Origin of the sequence: Streptomyces sp. NPDC002057 (assembly GCF_040296665.1) — a bacterium.
In the GTDB taxonomy this organism is placed as follows: domain Bacteria; phylum Actinomycetota; class Actinomycetes; order Streptomycetales; family Streptomycetaceae; genus Streptomyces.
Genome location: NZ_JBEOXR010000027.1, coordinates 66,311 through 88,365, shown reverse-complemented (window position 1 = coordinate 88,365; position 22,055 = coordinate 66,311). Strand labels below are relative to the sequence as shown.

General features: G+C 73.7%; 21 protein-coding genes. 3 read left to right on the top strand and 18 right to left on the bottom strand.

Features of this window, described 5'->3' with window-relative positions; all coding sequences use genetic code 11:
* Positions 1–137 precede the first annotated feature (137 nt).
* Positions 138–821 carry a pyridoxamine 5'-phosphate oxidase gene (pdxH, locus tag ABT129_RS21600; RefSeq protein WP_502981845.1) on the bottom strand — a complete coding sequence of 228 codons (684 nt, stop codon included), beginning with the start codon at positions 819–821 and terminating at the stop codon, positions 138–140.
* 244 nt (positions 822–1,065) lie between these two features.
* Here pdxH and ABT129_RS21595 point away from each other — a divergent pair, with 244 nt between their 5' ends.
* Positions 1,066–2,166, top strand: coding sequence for a citrate synthase 2 (locus ABT129_RS21595; RefSeq protein WP_351903789.1), 1,101 nt, complete (start codon positions 1,066–1,068; stop codon positions 2,164–2,166).
* Positions 2,167–2,319: 153 nt separating this feature from the next.
* On the opposite strand, the gene ABT129_RS21590 is transcribed toward ABT129_RS21595, so the two are convergent.
* The 7 genes from ABT129_RS21590 to ABT129_RS21560 all read right to left on the bottom strand — a co-directional run bounded on the left by ABT129_RS21590 (position 2,320) and on the right by ABT129_RS21560 (position 8,722).
* The gene (locus tag ABT129_RS21590; protein WP_351903786.1) at positions 2,320–3,405 is read right to left on the bottom strand and encodes an isopenicillin N synthase family dioxygenase; all 1,086 of its coding nucleotides are present in this window, start codon (positions 3,403–3,405) and stop codon (positions 2,320–2,322) included.
* 423 nt (positions 3,406–3,828) lie between these two features.
* Positions 3,829–4,407 (bottom strand): TetR/AcrR family transcriptional regulator, encoded by a 579-nt coding sequence (locus ABT129_RS21585; protein ID WP_351903783.1) that lies wholly within the window; start codon positions 4,405–4,407, stop codon positions 3,829–3,831.
* Positions 4,395–5,123, bottom strand: coding sequence for an enoyl-CoA hydratase family protein (locus tag ABT129_RS21580; RefSeq protein ID WP_351903781.1), 729 nt, complete (start codon positions 5,121–5,123; stop codon positions 4,395–4,397). Before ABT129_RS21580 ends, ABT129_RS21585 begins: the two co-directional genes overlap by 13 nt.
* Positions 5,120–6,706, bottom strand: a complete 1,587-nt coding sequence (locus ABT129_RS21575) for an AMP-binding protein (RefSeq protein WP_351903778.1) — start codon at positions 6,704–6,706, stop codon at positions 5,120–5,122. The genes ABT129_RS21580 and ABT129_RS21575 overlap by 4 nt, the downstream gene beginning before the upstream one ends.
* A 304-nt stretch (positions 6,707–7,010) precedes the next feature.
* A complete protein-coding gene (locus ABT129_RS21570) occupies positions 7,011–8,195 on the bottom strand; it encodes a methyltransferase domain-containing protein (protein ID WP_351903775.1) in 1,185 nt (394 codons plus the stop codon).
* 8 nt (positions 8,196–8,203) lie between these two features.
* The gene (locus ABT129_RS21565) at positions 8,204–8,350 is read right to left on the bottom strand and encodes a hypothetical protein (RefSeq protein WP_351903774.1); all 147 of its coding nucleotides are present in this window, start codon (positions 8,348–8,350) and stop codon (positions 8,204–8,206) included.
* Positions 8,351–8,488: 138 nt separating this feature from the next.
* Positions 8,489–8,722 carry a hypothetical protein gene (locus ABT129_RS21560; protein WP_351903771.1) on the bottom strand — a complete coding sequence of 78 codons (234 nt, stop codon included), beginning with the start codon at positions 8,720–8,722 and terminating at the stop codon, positions 8,489–8,491.
* 208 nt (positions 8,723–8,930) lie between these two features.
* On the opposite strand from ABT129_RS21560, the gene ABT129_RS21555 reads away from it, so the two are divergent.
* Positions 8,931–10,121 carry a helix-turn-helix domain-containing protein gene (locus ABT129_RS21555; RefSeq protein WP_351903768.1) on the top strand — a complete coding sequence of 397 codons (1,191 nt, stop codon included), beginning with the start codon at positions 8,931–8,933 and terminating at the stop codon, positions 10,119–10,121.
* Positions 10,122–10,412: 291 nt separating this feature from the next.
* Here the strand turns inward: ABT129_RS21555 and ABT129_RS38065 are convergent, their stop codons facing one another.
* The 10 genes from ABT129_RS38065 to ABT129_RS21505 form a co-directional block, all read right to left on the bottom strand.
* The gene (locus ABT129_RS38065; protein ID WP_502981843.1) at positions 10,413–11,204 is read right to left on the bottom strand and encodes an excalibur calcium-binding domain-containing protein; all 792 of its coding nucleotides are present in this window, start codon (positions 11,202–11,204) and stop codon (positions 10,413–10,415) included.
* Between the two features lie 198 nt (positions 11,205–11,402).
* Positions 11,403–12,536, bottom strand: a complete 1,134-nt coding sequence (locus ABT129_RS21545) for an acyl-CoA dehydrogenase family protein (RefSeq protein ID WP_351903765.1) — start codon at positions 12,534–12,536, stop codon at positions 11,403–11,405.
* Positions 12,533–14,416, bottom strand: coding sequence for an acetyl/propionyl/methylcrotonyl-CoA carboxylase subunit alpha (locus ABT129_RS21540; RefSeq protein WP_351903847.1), 1,884 nt, complete (start codon positions 14,414–14,416; stop codon positions 12,533–12,535). Before ABT129_RS21540 ends, ABT129_RS21545 begins: the two co-directional genes overlap by 4 nt.
* Before the next feature lie 35 nt (positions 14,417–14,451).
* Positions 14,452–16,053: an acyl-CoA carboxylase subunit beta gene (locus ABT129_RS21535; protein WP_351903762.1), complete on the bottom strand. Its 1,602-nt coding sequence runs from the start codon at positions 16,051–16,053 to the stop codon at positions 14,452–14,454.
* A gap of 160 nt (positions 16,054–16,213) precedes the next feature.
* On the bottom strand, positions 16,214–17,929 hold the full coding sequence (locus tag ABT129_RS21530; protein ID WP_351903759.1) for an acyclic terpene utilization AtuA family protein: 1,716 nt from the start codon (positions 17,927–17,929) through the stop codon (positions 16,214–16,216).
* A complete protein-coding gene (locus ABT129_RS21525) occupies positions 17,929–18,717 on the bottom strand; it encodes a TIGR03084 family metal-binding protein (protein ID WP_351903756.1) in 789 nt (262 codons plus the stop codon). Before ABT129_RS21525 ends, ABT129_RS21530 begins: the two co-directional genes overlap by 1 nt.
* Before the next feature lie 192 nt (positions 18,718–18,909).
* Positions 18,910–19,092, bottom strand: coding sequence for a DUF1272 domain-containing protein (locus ABT129_RS21520; protein ID WP_351903753.1), 183 nt, complete (start codon positions 19,090–19,092; stop codon positions 18,910–18,912).
* A 225-nt stretch (positions 19,093–19,317) separates the two neighbouring features.
* Positions 19,318–19,695, bottom strand: coding sequence for a VOC family protein (locus tag ABT129_RS21515; protein WP_351903750.1), 378 nt, complete (start codon positions 19,693–19,695; stop codon positions 19,318–19,320).
* 116 nt (positions 19,696–19,811) lie between these two features.
* Positions 19,812–20,003: a hypothetical protein gene (locus ABT129_RS21510; protein ID WP_351903747.1), complete on the bottom strand. Its 192-nt coding sequence runs from the start codon at positions 20,001–20,003 to the stop codon at positions 19,812–19,814.
* Positions 20,004–20,056: 53 nt separating this feature from the next.
* Complete coding sequence (locus ABT129_RS21505; RefSeq protein WP_502981842.1) at positions 20,057–21,025, bottom strand: EamA family transporter; 969 nt, start codon at positions 21,023–21,025, stop codon at positions 20,057–20,059.
* A 135-nt stretch (positions 21,026–21,160) separates the two neighbouring features.
* Between ABT129_RS21505 and ABT129_RS21500 the strand changes: the two genes are divergently transcribed.
* The gene (locus ABT129_RS21500; protein ID WP_351903744.1) at positions 21,161–22,018 is read left to right on the top strand and encodes a LysR family transcriptional regulator; all 858 of its coding nucleotides are present in this window, start codon (positions 21,161–21,163) and stop codon (positions 22,016–22,018) included.
* Positions 22,019–22,055 lie beyond the last annotated feature (37 nt).

Genomic DNA, 22,055 nt, shown 5'->3' with positions numbered 1-22,055 from the left:
TGCTGCGGCCATTCAACTGGAACGTGACGCAGAGCACATCACCTTCACCGAAATCGTTGCACCGCGGAAACGAATTCGGTCACGGGGAGGGCGGGCACTCGCGGCTTCGGGCGCCGGGGCCCCGGGGCCCGGGCCGCTCAGGGCGCCAGCCGCTCCACGCGCCACGTCTCGCCGTCCCGCGCGTCCGGGCCGTCCGGCCCGTCCTCACGGACGTAGCGGAGGCGGTCGTGGAGGCGGTTCTCGTGGCCCTGCCAGAACTCGATCGCGTCCGGCACGACCCGGACACCGCCCCACTCCGGGGGAACCGGCACCTGGGCGTCCCCGGGGTAGCGGGCGGCCAGCTCCTCGTACCGGGCGAGGAGTTCCTCGCGGGAGGCGATCACCGAGGACTGGCGGCTCGCCCAGGCACCGAGCTGGGATCCGTGCGGGCGGGTGCGGAAGTAGGCGACCGTCTCGTCGCGGCCGATGCGCTCGGCGCGGCCGGTGACGACGACCTGGCGGGCCAGCGGATGCCAGGGGAAGAGCAGCGCGACGTACGGATTGGCCGCCATCTCCACGCCCTTGCGGGAGTCGTAGTTGGTGAAGAAGACGAACCCGGCCCGGTCGTAGTGCTTCAGGAGCACCGTGCGGGCCGACGGCCGGCCGTCGGGGGTGGCCGTGGAGACGACCATCGCGTTCGGCTCGTGGATCGCCGGGTTCGCGACGGTCTCCTTGAACCAGCGGGTGAACTGCGCGATCGGCTCGGGCGCGAGGTCGGCCGGCGACAGCTCCGTGGTGCGGTACTGCTCGCGCATGTCGGCGGGATCCACGGCGTCGTTCACGGCGCCTCTCTGGGGATCGTTCGCGGGATCGGTCACGGGATCGGTCACGGGGCCATCCTGCCGCAGCCCCGCAGTTTGCCCGGCACCACGTGCCGCCAATCCATACTCGCCGAATCGACGCACTGTGCCGGATGTCACGCTTCCCCGCATCATCGGAACCGTACAGACTCGGGGCTGGACGACTGTTGAATCCCCACCATCGACCAGCACTCGGTTGATCGATCATCGATAGAGGAGCCGCCTGATGTCCGACTTCGTACCCGGGCTCGAGGGAGTCGTCGCGTTCGAGACGGAGATCGCCGAACCCGACAAGGAAGGCGGCGCGCTCCGCTACCGCGGCGTCGACATCGAGGACCTGGTCGGCCACGTGTCCTTCGGCAACGTCTGGGGACTCCTCGTCGACGGAGCCTTCAACCCGGGCCTGCCGGCCGCCGAGCCCTTCCCGATCCCGGTGCACTCCGGCGACATCCGCGTCGACGTGCAGTCCGCGCTCGCGATGCTCGCCCCCGTGTGGGGCCTCAAGCCGCTCCTCGACATCTCCGCCGAGCAGGCCCGCGACGACCTCGCCCGCGCCGCCGTCATGGCCCTCTCCTACGTCGCCCAGTCCGCGCGCGGCCAGGGCCTCCCGATGGTCCCGCAGAGCGAGATCGACAAGGCCGAGTCCGTCGTCGAGCGCTTCATGATCCGCTGGCGCGGCGAGCCCGACCCGAAGCACGTCAAGGCCGTCGACGCCTACTGGACCTCGGCCGCCGAACACGGCATGAACGCCTCCACGTTCACCGCGCGTGTGATCGCCTCCACCGGTGCCGACGTGGCCGCCTCCCTCTCCGGTGCCGTCGGCGCCATGTCCGGCCCCCTGCACGGCGGCGCGCCCTCCCGCGTCCTCGGCATGATCGAGGAGATCGAGCGGACCGGCGACGCCACCGCCTACGTGAAGCAGGCCCTCGACAAGGGCGAGCGCCTCATGGGCTTCGGCCACCGCGTCTACCGCGCCGAGGACCCCCGCGCGCGCGTGCTCCGGCGCACCGCCCGCGAGCTGGCGGCGCCGCGCTTCGAGGTCGCCGAGGCGCTGGAGAAGGCCGCGCTCGAAGAGCTGCACAACCGGCGCCCCGACCGCGTCCTGGCGACCAACGTCGAGTTCTGGGCGGCGATCGTCCTGGACTTCGCGGAGGTCCCGGCGCACATGTTCACCTCGATGTTCACGTGCGCGCGCACGGCCGGCTGGTCGGCGCACATCCTGGAGCAGAAGCGCACCGGGCGCCTGGTCCGCCCGTCCGCGCTCTACACGGGCCCGGGCCAGCGGAACCCGCGCGAGATCGAGGGATACGGCGACATCGCGGGCTGATCCCGCCCCCCGCCGGCTGCCGCGACGACCACGGCGACGACCCGACCCGCACAGTCAGGGCCGTCGCCGCGGGCGTCGCGGACGTCGTTTCCGTACGGGTCGCGGGGGCCCGGACCGGTGGGCGGCTCGCCCACCGGTCACGCGCCGTCCCGGCTACGCCGACAGCGCCGGCTGGGACTCCGGGTGCAGCAGCAGGTCCGCGTGGTGGCGGGCCGCCACCAGCGGGTGGGCCCGCAGCTTGCCCTTCAGCTCGTTGCGGCCGTACTCCGCGAACAGCGGGTTCGCCGGGTCGGCCGTGACACCGGGCGCCGTCTCGGCGTGCGGGAAGACGAGCGGCGAGATCCGGGCGTCGAGCCGCGGGTTGTAGAAGAACGGCACCGAGTACCGCTCCGTCGCCCCGGGCGGCGAGACGACCCGGTGGTTGGTGGCGAGCAGATAGCCGTTGGTCGCCACTTCGAGCAGCTCGCCGAGGTTCACGACGAACGCGCCCGGCAGCGGCGGCACGTCGTGGAAGTTCCCGTCCTCGCGCTGGACCTGCAACCCGCCCACCTGGTCCTGGAGGAGCAGGGTGAGGAAGCCGTAGTCCTTGTGCGCGCCGACGCCCTGGTCGTCGCCCTCGCCGCTGCTGCCCGGGTAGCGCACCAGCTTGAGGTGCGGGTGGGCGCGCGGGCCGAAGATGTCGTCGTAGAAGTCGCGCGGCGCCCCGATCGACGCCAGCAGCTCGTGCAGCAGACGCTCGGCGACCCCGCTGAGCCGGTCCACCCAGTGCAGGGCCGCGGTCCGCAGCTCGGGGAGCGCGGCGGGCCACTGGTTGGGACCTTCGAGCCACCAGTACGGGGCCTCCCAGGGCGCGGGGGTGCGCGCGGGGCGCTCGGCGCCGATGTCGAGCTGGTCGCGCCAGTCGCGGGCGCCGGCGGTCCGCTCGTCGCCGATGCGGGTGTAGCCGCGGAAGTGCGGCGAGTTGATGTTGTCGAGGGCGAGCCGGTCGGCCTCGGGCAGCGCGAAGAAGGCGTGCATCGCGGAGGTCAGGGCCCGCGTCTCGGCCTCGGTCACACCGTGCCCGACGAGCTGGAAGAAACCGACGTCGTGGGCGGCCGAGTGGAGCTGCGCGTGGAGCAGACGCCGGGCCTGGGGGCCGCGGTCGGCGGCGGAGAGGTCGACGATCGGGAGCTGCGAGGCGTACGAGCTCCGGGTCTTCGGGCTGCTGGTCGGCTGCGGGGAGGACGAGCTGAGAGTCATGGATGCGTCCGCGGGGTCTACGGGTGCCCGGAGCGGCCGCCAGGGGTGGGGCGGGGGCCACGGGTGCCGGTCGGCTTGGGCTCGGAACGAGGGACCCGGGGGGCGGTGGTGGTGCCCTTGAGGGTCAGGCGGAGCGGCGACAGCTCATGCTCGTGACGCGGACGAAGTCCACGTGGCGACGGCGTACGAGCAGGGGCATGCGACCACAGTACTGCGGCAGGGGTCGAACGACTGTGGTCCGGGTCACGTAGGGGGAAGCCCGAGGGGGCGCAGGAAATTCCGGAAGGGGCGCGAGGGGGTTCCGGGCGGGCGCACGGAGGTCCGAAGGCACGGACCTGGGCCCCGGCGGGGGCGGGAGCCCGGACGCCCTGGAACCTGCGGGCGGTGGTCGTGGCGTGCGCCCGGCCGCCGTGGACGCGACGGTTACGCCAGGGCCTCGTCCAGCAGGTGGGCCCACTGGGACACCACCCGTTCCCGGCGGGCGCGGTCGTCCGTCAGGAGGGTGGCGAGGCCCAGGCCGCGGGCCATGTCCAGCAGGCCCTGGACGGTCTCGCGGACGCCCGGGCGGGACTCGTCCGCGCCCAGCACCTCGACGGCGATCCGGTGCGACTCGCGGCCCACGCGGGCCTCCAGCTCGGTCACGCGGGTGCGGAGCTGGTCCTCGCCCGAGGCGGCGACCCAGAGGTGGAGGGCGGCCCGGAAGAGGGGCCCGGTGTAGAGGTCGACGAGCGCGGCGACGGCCTCGTGGCGGTCGCGGGACGGCAGGGACCGCAGCGCCTGCGAACGTTCCTCGGCGACGTACTCGACGGCGGCCGTGAACAGGTCCTCGCGGGTCGGGAAGTGGTGCTGGGCGGCGCCCCGGGAGACGCCGGCCCGTTCCGCGACGGCGGCGACCGTGGAGCCCGCCCAGCCGTGCTCGGCCAGACAGGACACGGCCGCCTCCAGGAGCCGCTGCCGGGTGGCGCGGCTCCTGTCCTGCTTGGGCGCGGTCACAGCCGCCATTGAGGGTCCCGTCGTTCGAGGAAGGCCGTCATCCCCTCGCGCGCCTCGGCGGAGGCGAAGAGCGTGGCCGACCTCTGCACGAGGTCCTCCGCGTCGCGTTCGAAGGTCTCCAGGACTCTAGCGGTGACCAGCCGCTTCGCCTCCCGCAGGCCCTGCGGGGACCCGGCGCGCAGGGCGTCGAGGATGCCGGGGAGGGCCGCGTCCCCGTCGGTGACGAGACCCATGGCGATCGCCTCCGGGACCCCGAACCGCTCCCCCGTCAGGTAGTGACGGGCGGCCGCGCGCGGTTCCAGCCTGGGGAGGAGGGTGAGGGAGATGACGGCGGGGGCGACCCCGATCCGTACCTCGGTGAGGGCGAAGTCCGAGGTCTCCCCGGCCACCACGATGTCGCAGGCGCCGAGCAGGCCGAGGCCGCCGGCCCGGACGTGCCCGGTGACGTGAGCGACGACCGGCTTCGGCAGCTCGACGATCTGCCGGAGCAGGTCGACGAAGGCGTACGGGCTGGGCGGCGCCTTCAGGTCGGCGCCCGCGCTGAACGTCGTACCGGTGTGGGCGAGGACCACCGCACGGACCGCCGGGTCCTTTCCGCAGGCGGTGAGCGCGTCGGCGAGTTCGGTGACGAGGGGCGCGGAGAGGGCGTTGCGGGTGGCCGGGGAGTTCAGGGTGAGGGTGGTGATGCCCCGGTCCTCGGCCGATGTCACGAGCGTGGTGGTCATGCGCGGTCCCTCAGTTCCCTTCGGAGGATCTTCCCGGAGGCCGCCCGGGGCACGGTGTCGACGAACTCGACGCTGCGGACCTTCTTGTACGGGGCGACCCGTGCGGCGACGTGTGCCATGACGTCCTCGGCGGTGAGGCCGGGCGCCGAGGGCTGGCGTACGACGAAGGCCTTGGGTATCTCCGTACCCTCCGCGTCGGTGACGCCGATGACGGCGGCGTCGGCGACGCCGCCGTGGGTGAGGAGGAGCGCTTCGAGTTCGGCGGGGGCGACCTGGAAGCCCTTGTACTTGATGAGTTCCTTGACGCGGTCGACGACGTACAGCCAGCCGTCGGCGTCGACGCGCCCGATGTCGCCGGTGTGGACCCAGCCGTCGGCGTCGATCATGGCGGCGGTGGCGTCGGGCCTGCCGAGGTACCCCTTCATGACCTGCGGCCCCCGGATGGCGACCTCGCCCTCCTCGCCCGGGGCGGCGTCCTCGGACGGGTCGTCGAGGGAGAGGATCCGCATCTCGGTGGAGGGCAGCAGCTTGCCGACGGTGCCGGGCGGCGGGTTCTCGGCGTCGAGGGGGACGACGTGGGTGCCCGGGGAGAGCTCCGTCATGCCGTACGCCTGGAGGACCGGCGGCAGTCCGAGCCGGGCGGAACAGGCCTCGGCGAGGGCCGCGTCGAGGGGGGCGGCGGCGCTGACGACGTACTCCAGGGAGGACAGGTCGTAGGCGGCGACGGCCGGGTGCTTGGCGAGGGCGAGGACGATCGGCGGGGCGACGTACAGGCCGTTGATCCGGTGCTTCTGGATGGCGCCGAGGAAGGTGTCGAGCTCGAAACGGGGGAGGACGACGACGGTGGCGCCCTGGCGCAGGGGCGCGTTCATGAGCGCGGTCAGGCCGTAGATGTGGAAGAAGGGAAGGATCGCCAGAATCCGGTCACCGGGGCCCATGGGGATGACCGGGTCCAGCTGGGCGAGGTTCGTGGCGATCGACGCGTGCGTGAGCATCACGCCCTTGGGGACGCCGGTGGTGCCGGAGGAGTACGGGAGCGCGGCGACGTCCTCGTCTGGGTCGACGTCGATCTCGGGCACGGGCCCGGTCGAGCCGAGGAAGGACTGCAACGACCGCACGCCCTCGCCGCCGGGTCCTTCGGGCGCCTGGTCGCAGACGAAGATCTCCCGGACGCCGCCCGCGAGTTCGGCGGCGGCGCGGGCGGCCGGGAGCAGCGGCGAGACGGTGACGATCCAGCGCGCGGCGGAGTCCTTGAGCTGCTTCGCGAACTCCTCGGGCGTGGCGAGCGGGTGCACGGTGGTGACGGCCGCCCCGGCACGGGTGGCGGCGTAGAAGGCGATGGGGAAGAGCACGGTGTTGGGGCTGTGCAGCGCGAGCACGTCCCCCTTCCGCACCCCGGCCTCGGCGAGCCCGGCGGCCACCCGCCGGTGGAAGGCGTCGACCTGCCCGTACGTGAGGGTCAGCTCCCCGGCCCCGTCGATCAGCGCGGGCGCGTCCCCACGCTCGGCGGCACGGCCGAGCACCGCGTCGTGGATCGGCAGGGAAACGGTCGAAACGGCCTCGTACTCGCTGTGGAACACCATGCAGGCCCCCTGGGGAGAGGTGGGAGTGGTGGAAGGTGGTCGCCAGGATCACGTGTGGGGGTACGACTTGGGGAGACCTTGACAGCCACCCGTAAAACAATCAAGCATGCATGCATGTTTGGACCGGCCCGTCTCGCTTCCGTACGCCGCATGCGGCCTCGCCCGCGTCATGGCGACGGCGGCGACCGTGGAGCCGCCCCCGTCGGGGTCGTGACGGCCGTACGGCAGCTCGTCACGCGATGATCCCCACCCGAAAGCGGCCCGCACCCCACCGGAGTGGGCCGCTTTCGTCATGTCCAAACCCTCACCGGAGCCGCGCGGCCTCCGGGACCGGGCACGACTCGTCGTCGAGCCACGCCACCGTGCCTCGCGGCCCGACCGTCAGCCCGAAGCGCTCGAATCCCGGCCGACCCCGACCGTTCCACCACCGGTAGGCGGCCTCGACCTCGTCCCACAGGCGCCGAGGCCCCTCCTGCACGACCTCGAAGCGGGCGCGCTCCGGCGCGTAGTCGGCCGACGCCCACGACCTCCCGTCGAGGTCGTACGTCCACAGGGTGTACGCCCCGTCGTCGTACCGTTCCGTTCTCCAGAACGCCCGGGGCACCTCCAACCCGATGACGAACTGTTCCACCCACCCGCCGAGGGCCGTGGGCGACAACGTGGTCGTGCTGCGCTGCCCGCCGGCCGGCCACTCCCGCCCCCGGAAGTACACCGACGGCTCGGGAAGCTCCGGCGACTGCTGACGGATCCGCATGAACGCAGACGAGCGGGTGAACAGGCCTCGGGCGTGCCCGTCGTGGCCGACAGTGAGGCGCACGATGGCCTCGCCGCCGTACAGCGGCCCCCATGGGGCGACGATCACGCCCCCGGCGACCGTCTGCTCGATCCACGCCGACGGCACCTCGCCGACCGACGCGGTGGCGATCACCCGGTCGTACGGCGCCTGGTCGGCGACCCCTGCTCGGCCGTCGCCGGTCACGACGAGCGGCGCCGGCCCGCCGAACTCGGCGAGGGTCTCCCGGGCCTGCTCGGCGACGGACGGGTCGTACTCCACGCTGACGACGTTCCCGGCCCCGGCCCGGTGGGCGAGGAGGGCCGCGTTCCATCCGGTCCCCGTGCCGATCTCCAACACCCTGTGCCCGGCCTCGACGCCGAGGTCGGCGAGCATGGCGAACACCATGGACGGTAGCGAGTTGCTGCTCGTCGGCGTGGTCCCCTGCTCGTCGCCCTGGTGCTCGCCCCGGTCCCACTGCGTGGTGAGCGGGACGTTCGAGTACACGGCGTCGAGCCATGTCCGCGGGTCGACGGCGCGGTCGACGAGCGGGCCTTGTTCAGTGCCCTCGGGCATGCCGGGCCAGACCCGGGCCGGAACGAACATGGCCCGGGGGACGGCGCGGTACGTGTCCAGCCAGTCCGTTTCCAGTGCGCCCGCCTCGACGAGCGCGGCGGCGAGCCCCTCCGGGCCCGCCGCCTCTACGCGTGTGCTCACCTGCGCCCCTACTTCTTCGCGGGGCCGCTGCCGTCGGAGGAGTTCCCGCCGCTCGTCTCCGAGCCGCCCCCTCCGTGCTGTCGGCCGCTGCTGCTGTCGTCCTGCTGGCTACCGCCGGATCCGCTGCCCGAACCGCCGCCGTGCCTTCCCGACATGGTCACTCCTTCGGTTGGGTGGTGCTCGGTACGGCCGTCCCCGAAACCGGGAGGCCGGGTCCCCGTGCCCGGACTCGAACCGGGGTCCTCGACGGTCGTGGGTCGATCCGACTCCGCCGTCGGGCTCAGCCTGTCGAGCTACTGGGGGTGGCGCCGGCGGTGACGGCCACGCCGGTCAGGAACAGCGCGAGGGCGGCTGTACGGGAGGCAGGCGTTCGCCCCGGCGACGGTGGCCTCGCCCAGCCCGAAGACGAGCAGGGACCCGTCCCGGGTCGCCCGCTGCTCGCGGTAGAGCCCCCGCGTCAGGAAGTCGGCGGCCTCCATGGGACCCCGGAGCTCACGGAACACCACGCCGGCCTCGGCGGCGCTCACGGGTCGGACATGCGGCGGAGTGCGCGGCGGGGGCGGCGGCTTGCTCATCGTGTGCTCACTTCCTGACGGGCTTCCCGATCGGGTGTGATCAGTCAACTGCGCTCCGTGCTCGCGAGCTTGCACACGGCTTGCACAAGGGCCGTGCGGGTGTGCCCGGAGCCTGTGAGCATGAGACGTGACCGGTTCCCGACGGGGTAGGACTCATCGCATGTGCACGACCAGCGACGTGGCACCCGGGACGAACCTCGCCCTGCTCCGGAAGGAACGCGGCCTCTCCCAGGCCCAGCTCGCCCGGACGGCCAGTGTCTCCGTGTCGCTGCTGTCCAAGATCGAGGTGGGCGACCGGACCCTCACGCCGACCGTGGCCGCGGCGATCGGCAGGGCCCTCGGCCTGTCCATGGCCGAGGTCCAGGGCAGGACACGCGTCGACGGGGACGACGAACCGCGGCTCACGGCACTGCGGTCGGCCGTCCGGGACTACGACCTAGCCGGTCGCGCACCGGTCGAGGAAGCGGCCGTGCTGGCCGCCGTGGAGGCGGTACGGAACGCCCGTGACGCCGCACGCGTCCGTCACGTCCTCGCCCGGCTGCCGGGCCTGCTCCGCAGCGCCACGACGTACGCCCACACCGCGAACACGGTCGATGCCTGGATGACCCTGGCGGAGGTCTACAGCTCCGTCTACTGGCTCGCCGCACGGCACCGCTGGATGGACATGGCCGAGTTGGCCGTGACGCGGCAGCGCTGGGCCGTCGAGCAGCAGCCCAACCCGCTGGGGGAGGCCATCGCCGCGCGCGACCGGGCGGGCGCCTACTTGAACGGCGGCGACGCCGAGGGAGGCCTCACGATCGTGGACCGTGCCCTCACCCGGGCCGAGTCCACGCTTTCCGGGGAGGAGCGCGCGTTCGCCGTCGGCGTGCTGAACCTGCGGGGGATGACGCTCGCGGGGCGGCTTGACGACAAGACCGAGGGCGCGCGCGAGGCCGAACGGCACATCGCCTCGGCCGAACGCGTGGCCGAGGCGTGGTGGAGCGGCGGTGACGCACACCGGCACTCGATGATCTTCGGGCCACAGAACACCGCCACACACGTCCTCGCGACCCGTCTCGACCTCGGCCGCCCCCGGGAGGCCCTCGCCGTCGCGGAGAACCTCGACACGGTCCTCGACGGCCTGCCGGCCACCCGGGTCGCTCCGTCGCGCCTGAACGTCGCCCGTGCCCACCTCGACGTCGGAGACCGCGAGGCCGCCCTCGCGAACCTGTCCGCCGCGTGGGAGGCGGCACCGCAGATGGCCCGCATCCACCCGACGGCCCGCGAGGTCTTCCGGGTCCTCGCCTCCCTGCACCGCCGGAGCAACCCCGAGTTGTTGCGGCTCTCGCGCATCGCCGGAATGCCGTTGTGAGTACGACGACGGCCCCGCGTCCCCGGCCGAGAGGCGGCCTACCGGGTGGGGGATCGCCGAAGCAGCTGCAACGACGGCTTGCGGACGCGAGGCTCACGCCGCACGCGCGGAACCGCGCGGGCGCTGGGAGTGGATGAGGACACGATCTGGCCGAAGGCGGTGCAGGACCGCGTCGAGCTCGGCGGCAGCGAAACGAACAAGCACGCATGCATGGTTCAGACCCGGGAGCCGGGAGCGCGGGCGGACGGCCCGCCCCCGCGAGGGAACGGGCCGCGTGCGGGGCTCGGGCGGTCAGCCCTCGCAGCCCACGCCGTCGCCGTCGCGGTCGAGGTGCCGGCCGTAGCCGGGATCGCCCACCCGGACGGGGGCGGCGCCCGCGGCGCGGGCGGCCGAGCAGTTGCGGTAGTAGACACTGCCGCCACCGGGCTCCTCGGTGGGTTCCGGGGCCTCCGTGGTGCGGGTGGGCTCCGGCGCGGGCGTCGGCCGCTGCGTCGTGGGCTTGGGCGTGGGCTTCGGAGTGGGCTTGCGCAGCACCTCGTTGGGCGACTTGGGGCAGGGGACGCCCGGCGCCGTCAGATACACCACCGGGACCGCCGACGAGACCGGTGCGCCGGCGTCGGGACGCTGGAAGCAGACGGTCCAGTTCGCGTAGGTGGCGGGCAGCTCGACGTCCTTGTAGGCGGCGTACGCCCGGCCCAGGTTCTCGGTCAGGAGCTGCTCGGCGTCCGCGTAGTTCCCGCCGACGAGCCGGGGCATGACCGGGGCCTCCTCCGTCTCCGACGGTGTGGGGGTCGGGGTGGGGGTCGGAGCGGCGGCCGCCGTGGCCGTCGGCTTCGGCGCGTCCTTCCTGTCGTCCGCCTTCTCCTCCTCCGGGCCGATGACGAGAGCCATCAGGAACCACAGCGCGCCGAGGACCGTCGCGACGATCTTCTTGTTCCGGTCCCAGCGGCTCGTCCAGACCAGGGCTATGCCCGCCGGCGGGAGGAAGACCAACAGGCAGATGATCAGGGCCGGATGCTGCCACCAGCGCCGGACGGGAGCGTGAACGGGGCGGTACGGCGGCGGGGGCGGGGTCGGGTACACGTGCGTCTCTCCCGATGGCTCTGGTACGTGTAGAAGTGGCGAGGATCGTACACAGGATGTTCACAATCGACTCCCCTCCGTACGCAGATCGATACGCCGTCGCCGTCCCCCGCCGGCGGCCGGGCCGACCCTGCTGCCGGGAGTCCTCCGCTGCCTGCCCGGCGTGCGGCTCGCGGTCCGACGGCCGCCCCGGGGGTGTCAGTACGACTTGGGCAGACCCAGGGTCTGGTGCGACACGTAGTTGAGGATCATCTCCCGGCTGACCGGGGCGATGCGGGCCACCCGGGCCGCCGTGATCAGTCGGGCCAGGCCGAACTCCTTGGTGAGGCCGTTGCCGCCGAGGGTGTGGACCGCCTGGTCCACGGCCTTCACGCAGGCCTCCGCCGCCGCGTACTTCGCCATGTTGGCCGCCTCGCCCGCACCGGCGTCGTCCCCCGCGTCGTACAGCTGAGCCGCCTTCGCCATCATCAGGCGGGCCAGTTCCAGCTCGATGTGCGCCTGCGCCAGGGGGTGCGCGACGGCCTGGTGGGCGCCGATCGGGGCCTTCCAGACCTGGCGCTCCTTGGCGTACCTCACGGCCTGCGCGAGGGCGTACCGGCCCATGCCGATCGCGAAGGCCGCTGTCATGATCCGCTCCGGGTTCAGCCCCGCGAAGAGCTGCAGCAGGCCCGCGTCCTCGTCCCCGACGAGCGCCTCCGCCGGCAGGTGGACGTCGTCGATCGTCAGCTCGAACTGCTTCTCGTTCGCGTCCAGTTCCATCTCGATGTGCCGCCGCTGGAAGCCCGGGGCGTCACGCGGGACGATGAAGAGACAGGGCTTGAGGTTTCCCGTCCGCGCGTCCGACGTGCGGCCCACGATCAGCGTCGCGTCGGCGATGTCGACGCCCGACACGAACACCTTCCGGCCGTTGAGGACCCAGCCCTCCTCCGTGCGGGTCGCGGTGGTCGTGATGCGGTGCGAGTTCGAGCCCGCGTCGGGCTCCGTGATGCCGAACGCCATCGTCCGCGAGCCGTCCGCGAGCCCCGGCAGCCACTCCCGCTTCTGCTCCTCCGTGCCGAAGCGGGCGATGACCGTGCCGCAGATCGCGGGCGAGACGACCATCATCAGGAGCGGCGCCCCCGCGGCGCCCGCCTCCTCCAGGACGATCGACAGCTCGGCCATGCCGCCGCCCCCGCCGCCGTACTCCTCGGGCAGGTTCACGCCCAGGTAGCCGAGCTTGCCCGCCTCCGCCCACAGGGCGGCCCGGTCGAAGCCGGGGCCGTGCCGGTGGCCGAGCGCGGAGACGGCGGCCCGGAGCGCGGTGAGCTCTTCACTCTCGATCATGGTGCTCATACGGTCTTGTCCTCCTGTGCTTCGGTCTGTACGACGGCGAGCAGGGCGCCCACCTCGACCTGGCGGCCGGGGGCGGCGTGGAGTGCGGTGAGCGTGCCGGAGGCGGGGGCGATGACGCGGTGCTCCATCTTCATCGCCTCCAGCCAGAGAAGCGGCTGTCCGGCGGCGACCGGGTCGCCGACGGCGAGCCCGTCCGCGACCCGGACGACGGTGCCGGGCATGGGGGCGAGGAGCGAGCCGGGTTCCCGCTGGTCGGCGGGGTCGGGGAAACGGGGCCGGGCGGTGAGTCGGTACGGGCCGACGTGGACGGTGCCGTCGCCGTACCGGGCGACGTCGAAGTCCCGTACGACTCCGGAGACGTCGAGGCGCACGCGGTCGGGGGACGCCGACACGACCCGGACCCCCTCGGGGGCCGTGACCTCGTATCCGCCGTCCCGGCCCGGCCGGTAGCGGACCTCGTGCTCCCCGTACGCCCTCGTCTCGTCCTGGGAGCGCAGGTTGCGCCAGCCGCCGCCGAAGCGGCCCCGGCGGGAGGCCGCCCCGGACAGGGCCGCCGCCACCGCCGCGTGCCCCTCGTCCTCCGGCGCCGTGGTCAGGGCGGTCAGGTTCCGGTCGTAGAAGCCCGTGTCGAGCGTGTCCGGCGACCCGTACTCCGGGTGCCGCAGCGAGGCGACGAGCAGCTCCCGGTTGGTGACCGGGCCGTGGATCCGGGACCGTTCCAGCGCGCGGGCGAGCTTGCGGGCCGCCTCGGCGCGGGTGGGGGCGTGGACGACGACCTTGGCGAGCATCGGGTCGTAGTGGACGCCGATCGTGTCCCCGGAGACGTATCCGGTGTCGACCCGGACGCGGCCCTCCCCGGGGACGTCGAAGCGGTGCAGGACGCCCGTCTGCGGCGCCCACTCCCGCGCCGGGTCCTCCGCGTAGAGGCGCGCCTCGATCGCGTGGCCGCTCGGGGACGGGGGCTCCGGCGGCAGTTCGCGGCCCTCGGCGACCGCGAGCTGGAGGGCGACGAGGTCGACCCCGTACACCTCCTCCGTCACCGGGTGCTCGACCTGGAGGCGGGTGTTCATCTCCAGGAAGTGCGCCTGGCCGTCCGCGACCAGGAACTCGACGGTGCCCGCGCCGGTGTAGCCGACGGCCTTCGCCGCGCGGACGGCCGTGTCCAGGAGGGAGGCTTCGAGCGCGGCGGGCAGGCCGGGCGCCGGGGACTCCTCGACGACCTTCTGGTGGCGGCGCTGGAGGGAGCAGTCGCGGGTGCCGAGCGCCCAGACCGTGCCGTGGGTGTCGCAGAGGAGCTGCACCTCGACGTGGCGGCCGTTCTCCACGTACGGCTCGACGAAGACCTCGCCGTCTCCGAACGCGCTCGCCGCCTCCGCCGAAGCCGCCGCCAACTCGACCTCCAGGGCAGCCAGTTCGCGGACGATCCGCATGCCCCGGCCGCCGCCGCCCGCCGCCGCCTTCACCAGGACGGGGAGGTCCGCCTCGGTGACCTCGGCCAGGGGCGCGATCCCCAGGAGCTCCTTGGCCCGCGTCTTCGAGGCCATCGCCTCGATCGCCTCCGGCGGCGGGCCGATCCAGACCAGGCCCGCGTCGGTCACGGCCCGGGCGAAGTCGGCGTTCTCGGAGAGGAAGCCGTAGCCGGGGTGGACGGCGTCCGCGCCCGCCGCGAGCGCCGCCTTCACGACGAGGTCGCCGCGCAGGTACGTCTCCGAGGGCGCCGCCCCCGGCAGCCGTACCGCCGCGTCCGCCTCCCGGACGTGCAGGGCGTCGGCGTCCGCGTCGGAGTACACGGCGACGGTGGAGACGCCGAGCTCGCGGCAGGTGCGGAAGACCCGGCAGGCGATCTCGCCCCGGTTCGCGACCAGGACGGAGGTGATCATCGAGGTTCGGAGGGTCGAAGAGGTCATCTGGGGCCTCACATTCGGAAGACGCCGAAGCCGCCGCGCGCGCCCTCGACCGGTGCCGTGTGGATCGCGGACAGGCACAGTCCGAGGACCGTGCGGGTGTCGCGGGGGTCGATGACCCCGTCGTCGTAGAGCCGGCCCGAGAGGAACATCGGCAGGGACTCGGACTCGATCTGCGCCTCGACGAGGGCGCGCAGCCCCGCGTCGGCGTCCTCGTCGTACGGCTGGCCCTTCGCCGCCGCCGAGGCCCTCGCCACGATGGAGAGGACGCCCGCGAGCTGCTGCGGGCCCATGACGGCGGACTTGGCGCTCGGCCAGGCGAAGAGGAAGCGGGGGTCGTAGGCCCGGCCGCACATGCCGTAGTGCCCGGCCCCGTAGCTCGCCCCCATGAGGACGGAGAGGTGCGGCACCTTGGAGTTCGACACCGCGTTGATCATCATCGCGCCGTGCTTGATGATGCCGCCCTGCTCGTACTCCCTGCCCACCATGTAGCCGGTGGTGTTGTGGAGGAAGACGAGCGGGATGTCCCGCTGGTTGGCGAGCTGGATGAACTGCGCCGCCTTCTGCGACTCCGGGCCGAAGAGCACGCCCTGCGCGTTGGCGAGGACGCCGACCGGGTAGCCGTGCAGGCTCGCCCAGCCGGTGACGAGGCTCGGCCCGTACAGCGGCTTGAACTCGTCGAAGTCCGAACCGTCGACGATCCGGGCGATCACCTCGCGCGGATCGAACGGGGTCTTGAGGTCCCCCGGCACGATCCCGAGCAGCTCGTCCCCGTCGTACTTCGGCGGCTCGGCGAGCACGGCCGGATCGGGGTGCGCCTTGCGGTGGTTGAGCCGGGCGACGATCCGCCGGGCCTGGCGGAGGGCGTCGGTCTCGTCGACGGCGTAGTGGTCGGCGAGCCCGGAGGTCCGGGCGTGCATCTCGGCGCCGCCGAGCGACTCGTCGTCGCTCTCCTCCCCCGTCGCCATCTTCACCAGCGGCGGACCGCCGAGGAACACCTTCGAGCGCTCCTTGATCATCACGGCGTGGTCGGACATCCCGGGGACGTACGCGCCACCGGCCGTCGAGTTCCCGAAGACGACCGCGATGGTCGGGATGCCGGCGGCGGAGAGCCGGGTGAGGTCCCGGAAGAGCGCCCCGCCGGGGATGAAGATCTCCTTCTGGGAGGGGAGATCGGCGCCGCCGGACTCGACGAGCGAGATGACGGGCAGCCGGTTGGCGTACGCGATCTCGTTGGCGCGCAGGGCCTTCTTCAGCGTCCAGGGGTTGGAGGCGCCGCCGCGGACGGTGGGGTCGTTGGCGGTGATCAGGCACTCGACGCCCTCGACGACCCCGATGCCGGTGATCAGGGAGGCGCCGACCGTGTAGTCGCTGCCCCAGGCGGCGAGCGGCGACAGTTCGAGGAACGGCGAGTCGGGGTCCACGAGCAGCTCGACGCGCTCGCGGGCCAGCAACTTGCCGCGCCCGCGGTGCCGGGCGGTGTACTTCTCGCCGCCGCCCGCGAGGGCCTTGGCGTGCTCGGTGTCGAGGGCGGCCAGCTTGTCCAGCATGGCGGCGCGGGCGGCGGCGTAGTCGGGTCCGCCGGTGTCGAGGGCGGAGGCGAGGACGGTCACTGGAGTCCTTCCCGGACGGCCTGGGGTACGGGGGGCGCCTGAGGTGTCTGGGGTGCGTGCGGTGCGTGACGTGCGTGCGGTGCGTGCGGTGCGTGCGGTGCGTGCGGTGCGTGCGGTGCCTGACGTGCCTGACGTGCCTGACGTGCCTGGGGTACGGGGTTCACAGCAGGGACTCCGGGATGTCGAGGTGGCGCGAGCGGAGCCACTCGCCGAGGGCCTTGGCCTGCGGGTCGAAGCGGGCCTGGGAGGCGACGCCCTCACCGAGGATCCCGGCGACGGTGAAGTTGAGCGCGCGCAGGTGCGGCAGGACGTGCCGGGTGACGGTGAGGCCGGCGGTCTCGGGCAGGAGCGCGCGCAGCCCGTCCACCGTGAGGGCGTGGGCGAGCCAGCGCCACTCCTCCTCCGTGCGGACCCAGACGCCGATGTTGGCGTCGCCGCCCTTGTCGCCGCTGCGGGCCCCGGCGATCCGGCCGAGCGCGGCCCGCCGCGTGGGCCCCGGCGGGAGCGGCTCGGGAAGGTCCGGTCCGGGCACGGGCTCCAGCGCGCGGGTGCGCTCCGGTACGGGGACGGGGACGCGGGTCCCGTCCGGGAGCACGGCCGTGTGCGGAACGTCGGCGGCGGGCACGTACACGCTCTCGAAGACCCCGTAGGGGGCGCCCTTCCCGGGCGGGGCGGTGACGTGGAAGCCGGGGTAGCTCGCCAGGGCCAGTTCGATCGCCGCCCCTGTCAGGGTGCGGCCGACGGCCTCGGGGGCGGGGTCCCGGACGACGAGCCGGAGCAGGGCGCTCGCGGTCTCCTCGGTGGCGGCGTCGGGCCGGTCGGTGCGGACCAGCTCCCAACGGACCTCGGCGGGAGGCGACTTCTCCAGGGCGTCGGTCACCTGCGCCCGCAGGAGGTCCGCCTTCTCCTCGATGTCGAGGCCGGTCAGGACGAACACGACCTCGTTGCGGTAGCCGCCGAGCCTGCTGAGCCCGACCTTGAGCGTCGGGGGCGGCGCCTCCCCCCGTACGCCGGAGATCCGGACCCGGTCGGGGCCCTCCGGGACGAGCCGTACGGTGTCGAGCCGGGCGGTCACGTCCGGCCCCGCGTAACGGGCGCCGGCCGTCTCGTAGAGGAGCTGGGCCGTGACCGTACCGACGTCGACGAGGCCGCCGGTGCCGGAGTGCTTGGTGATGACGGCGCTGCCGTCCTCGTGGAGCTCGGCGACGGGGAAGCCCGGCCGGCGGAAGAGCTTCGGGTCGTGCTCGCGGAAGAAGGCGTAGTTGCCGCCGGTGGCCTGGGTGCCGCACTCCAGGACGTGCCCGGCGACGACCGCGCCCGCCAGCCGGTCGTACTCCTCGGGGCCCCAGCCGAAGTGCCACTGCGCGGGCCCGGTGACGAGGGCGGCGTCGGTGACCCGGCCGGTGACGACGACATCGGCCCCGGCGGTGAGGCAGGCGGCGATGCCGGCCCCGCCGAGATAGGCGTTGGCGGTCAGCGCGCCGCCCGTGGCGGGCAGCCGGTCGCCCTCCACGTACGCGATCCGGGTCGGCAGGCCGAGCCTCGCGGCGAGGGCGCGCAGGGCGTCGGCGAGCCCGGCGGGGTTCAGCCCGCCCGCGTTGGTGACGATCCTGACCCCGCGCTCGTGGGCGAGACCGAGCCCCTCCTCCATCTGGCGCAGGAACGTCTTCGCGTACCCGGACGACGGGTCCCTGAGCTGGTCCCGGCCGAGGATCAGCATCGTCAGCTCGGCGAGGTAGTCGCCGGTGAGGACGTCGATCGGACCGTCGGGGCCGCTGTCGGGACCACCGCCGGGCCCGGCGCCGGTGAGCATCTCGCGGACGGCGTCGAAGCGGTCGCCGTAGAACCCGGAGGCGTTGCCGATGCGGAGGACCACTACGCCCCCTCGGGGGCGCGGCCCGGGCCCGCCGGGCCCGCGAAGGCCTGGGCGACGCCGAGCCACCGCTCGGCGTCGGGCCCGTCGGCGACCAGGGCGGTGTCGTCGCGGTGCACGCGCTGGGTGACCAGCAGACAGAAGTCGAGAGCCGTCCCGGTGACCCTCTGGGCGGCGCCCTCGGGGCCGTACGTCCACAACGCGCCGTCGGGGGCGGTGACTTCGACCCGGACCGGCTCGGTCGGCACCGGGAGGCCCCGCACCAGGAAGGCGTAGTCACGGGCGCGGTGGCCGATCCAGGCGACGTGCCGGAGGCGGGCGGTCGGCGCACGGACGACACCGAGGGCGTCGGCGACGTCCTGGCCGTGCGCCCAGGTCTCCATGAGCCGGGCGGTGGCCATGGCGGGGGCGCTCATCGGCGGTCCGTACCAGGGGAAACGGACCCCGGACGGGACCGCGCGCAGGGCCTCCTGGAGCCGGTCGCGGCCCTCGCGCCAGCGGGCGAGGAGCTCGGCGGGCGGCAGCTTCGCGCCCTCCTCCGCGCCCTCGTCGACGAAGCGGTCCGGGGCGGCGAGCGCCTTCTCGGTCTCGGCGGCGAAGGCCTCGGCGTCGGTGGCGGCGAGGAGCGCGGCACGGTCGGTCCAGGCGAGGTGCGCGATCTGGTGGGCGATCGTCCAGCCGGGGGCCGGGGTGGGCGCGCCCCACCGGTCCTCACTCAACTCGGCGACGAGACGGTCGAGTTCAGCACTCTCGTCACGCAGGTCGTCGAGCACGACGACGGGGTCGGACACGGTGCGCTCCCCTCGGGGACGGGCGTTCACGGTCACGGTCGTTCACGATCACGGGCGTCACGGTCGGGCTCGGCACCGACGCCGATGCCGCCGCCACGGTCCTTCGCGAGGAGCATGGCAGCGGCACCAGAAACAATCAAGCGTGCTTGCTTTAGTTTTTTCGGAGAGGGACGCGCGCCGCGAGGACAGGACCTAGGCCGTGACGCGACGCGGCCGCCGGACCAGTTCACCCCCGCAGTTGGGGCAGACGCCGCCCATGGCGTCGCCGCACGGCACACAGAAACTGCACTCGTACGAGCAGATCAGCGCGGGCCCGTCCGGCCCCAGCACGGCCGTCTCGCACCGCTCGCACCGTTCACGCATCTCCAGGGCCACGACCTGCTCCTCTTCTCGCTCCGACGACGACAACCCCATCGTCGGAGGGGCCCCACCACCCCCGAAACAGCCGGAGGGCCAAGACTCGACAGGATCGGGCCGGGGGGTGGGCTGCGGGGGGGGCGGTGGGGCGGTGGGGGCGGTGGGGCCGGGACCCTCCGGCCGGCGGCCGTGCCCGATCGACCCGTCGGTGCCCGATCGACCCGACGGTGCCCGATCGACCCGTCAGTGCCCGATCAGGCAGAACGGGTGGCCGGCGGGGTCCGCGTAGACACGCCAGCCCCGGGCGGGGTCCCCCTCCTCCAGGAGGGTCGCCCCCAGGGCGAGGACCTGCTCCTGGGCCGCGTCGAGGTCGGGGACGCCGAAGTCGAGGTGGAACTGCTGCGGGCGCTCGGGATCCGGCCACGTCGGCGGGCGGTGGCCGGACACGCCCTGGAAGCAGAGGACGAGCCCGCCGGGGGTGTGGAGGGTGGACCAGGCCCCGTCGAGGGCCCAGCGGCGGTCCGGCCGGTCGACCTCCCCGCCGAGGACCGCGCGGTAGAACGCGGCGAGTTCGCGCGGGGCGGAGCAGTCGAGCACGACGCACTGGAGATCGGCGATCATGGCCGGATCCTAGGCCTCACGAGACCGTCCCGCCCGTCAGCGGTCCGCCGCCGTCCGCACGCGGCCGCCCCGCCCCTCGGCGGTCCGCCGCCCTCCGCGCGCGGCCGTCGCGCTCGTCAGCGGTCCGCCGCCATCAGGACATACACCGTGCCGACGAGGACGAGCAGCCCGCCACCGACCACCGCGACCAGCGCGCAGCCGAGCAGTCCCGTCACGCCCGCGATCCCCGTCCATCCCCACCGCGTCGCCCGTTCGGCCCGCCGGAGCACCTCGCGGCCCTCGTCGCCGTCCCACCCGCCGTCGTCCACGGCCCCGCCCCCGTTCCCGCCGGCGCGCGTCCACGCGCCGGGCAGGACCCTACTCAACCGGTGCGGCGCGCCTGCGTGCGGACCGCGCCCATGCTCGCCGCGATGACCAGGGCGATGGCGAGGGCGTCGGTCAACGACAGCGCCTGGCTCAGGACGAGGAAGCCCGCCGTCGCCGCGATGGCCGGTTCCAGGCTCATCAGGATGGCGAACGTGGGGGCGGGCAGCCGGCGCAGCGCGAGGAGTTCGAGGGTGTACGGCAGGACCGAGGACATCAGCGCGACCAGGAGGCCCAGGCCGATCGTCGACGGTACGAGGAGCTTGCCGCCCGCCTCCACGAGACCCAGCGGCAGGCTGAGGACGGCGCCGAACGCCATCGCGAGCGCGAGCCCGTCCGCCTGCGGGAAGCGGCGGCCCGTCCGCGCGCTGAACACGATGTACAGGGCCCACATGACGCCCGCGGCGAGCGCGAAGGCGACCCCCACCGGATCGAGGCGGTCGAAGCCGCCACCGCTGAGCAGCAGGACGCCGCCGAGGGCGAGCCCGGCCCAGAGGAGGTTCATCAGGCGGCGCGAGGCGATCACCGAGAGGGCGAGCGGGCCGAGGACCTCCAGGGTCACGGCGACGCCGAGCGGGATCCGGTCCACGGCCTGGTAGATGCAGATGTTCATGCCCGCCATGGCGGCGCCGAAGGCGACGATGGTGCCCCAGTCGGCGCGGGCGTAGCCCCGGACCTTGGGGCGGCAGACGGCGAGGAGCACGAGGGCGGCCAGCACGAGCCGCAGGGTGACGACGCCGAACGCGCCGGCCCGGGGCATCAGGAGGACGGCGAGCGCCGACCCGAACTGGACGGAGAGCCCGCCCGCCACGACGAGCCCCACGGGCCCCAGCCGATGACCGGCCGCTCCCCGGGCGGAGACGCCGACCGGCTCCGCGCCGGCCGCGGCCACCACCGGGGTCCCCTGCTTGACCGGACTGTCCACCGACCGCTCCTCCAGACCCGCACACGACAGGACCCCCAGCATGGGGGTTTAGTTCACTGTACCGGCAGTTCAGAATAATGAACTACCGGTTTCCGGAAGCCAGGCTTCCCCTCTCACGTTACGAGCCCCCGCGCGGCACCGGAAATGCCGATTGCGCTGCGGTTATGCTCCGGACGCATGAGCATCGAGCTGCGCCACCTCCGCTGCTTCCTCGCCATCGCCGAGGAATCCAGCCTCACCAGAGCGGCCGCCCGGCTCCACCTCACCCAACCCGCCGTCTCCCGCACGCTCGCCGCCCTCGAACACCACCTCGGCGCCCGCCTCGTCGACCGCTCCACCCACCACCTCGCCCTCACCGCCGAGGGCCGCGCCTTCCAGGACCGGGCCGCCGCCGCACTCGCCGCCTTCGACGCCGCCGTCGACCCGGCCAGACTGCGCCACCGGCCGCTGCGCCTCGGACACGCCTGGTCGGCCTTCGGCCCGTACACCACGCCTCTCCTCCGGCGCTGGCGGCGCGAACACCCCGAGACCCCGCTCGAACTCCTCCGCATCGACGACCGCACCGCCGGCCTCACCCGGGGCGAGGTCGACGCCGCACTCCTCCGGGGCCCGGTCGACGCGCCGGGCCTGGCCACCGAGGAGCTCACCACGGAGGACCGGGTCGCCGCCGTGCCCGCCGACAGCCCGCTCGCCGACCGGACCCGGCTCACCCTCGACGACCTCGCCGACGGAACCGTCGTCCTCAACACCGTCTCCGGTACGACCACCCTCGCCCTCTGGCCGGCCGCCGCCCGCCCGGCGGCCACCGTCACGGTCGCCAACACCGACGACTGGCTCGCGGCGATCGCGGCGGGCCGGGGCGTCGGCGTCTCGTCCGCCTCGACGGCGGCCCTGCACCCCCACCCGGGCGTCGCCTACCGCCCCCTGCCGGACGCCCCGGCACTGCCGGTGGTCCTGGCCTGGCGGGACGCGTTCCCGCACCCGGCGACCGGGGCGCTGGTGGCGCTGGCCCGCGAGATCGTGAGCGGGGGCTGAGGGGGCGCCCGCACCCGAGCCTCCCGCCACGGTCGTC

Coding starts and splice junctions, on each gene's coding strand:
- ABT129_RS21575 (WP_351903778.1), bottom strand. CDS start 6,706: ATGGTGTTCCACAGCGAGTACGAGGCCGTTTCGACCGTTTCCCTGCCG.
- ABT129_RS21580 (WP_351903781.1), bottom strand. CDS start 5,123: ATGACCACCACGCTCGTGACATCGGCCGAGGACCGGGGCATCACCACC.
- ABT129_RS21565 (WP_351903774.1), bottom strand. CDS start 8,350: ATGTCGGGAAGGCACGGCGGCGGTTCGGGCAGCGGATCCGGCGGTAGC.
- ABT129_RS21555 (WP_351903768.1), top strand. CDS start 8,931: ATGTGCACGACCAGCGACGTGGCACCCGGGACGAACCTCGCCCTGCTC.
- ABT129_RS21500 (WP_351903744.1), top strand. CDS start 21,161: ATGAGCATCGAGCTGCGCCACCTCCGCTGCTTCCTCGCCATCGCCGAG.
- ABT129_RS21515 (WP_351903750.1), bottom strand. CDS start 19,695: ATGATCGCCGATCTCCAGTGCGTCGTGCTCGACTGCTCCGCCCCGCGC.
- ABT129_RS21590 (WP_351903786.1), bottom strand. CDS start 3,405: ATGACTCTCAGCTCGTCCTCCCCGCAGCCGACCAGCAGCCCGAAGACC.
- ABT129_RS21540 (WP_351903847.1), bottom strand. CDS start 14,416: ATGATCACCTCCGTCCTGGTCGCGAACCGGGGCGAGATCGCCTGCCGG.
- ABT129_RS21595 (WP_351903789.1), top strand. CDS start 1,066: ATGTCCGACTTCGTACCCGGGCTCGAGGGAGTCGTCGCGTTCGAGACG.
- ABT129_RS21585 (WP_351903783.1), bottom strand. CDS start 4,407: ATGGCGGCTGTGACCGCGCCCAAGCAGGACAGGAGCCGCGCCACCCGG.
- ABT129_RS21545 (WP_351903765.1), bottom strand. CDS start 12,536: ATGAGCACCATGATCGAGAGTGAAGAGCTCACCGCGCTCCGGGCCGCC.
- ABT129_RS21505 (WP_502981842.1), bottom strand. CDS start 21,025: ATGCTGGGGGTCCTGTCGTGTGCGGGTCTGGAGGAGCGGTCGGTGGAC.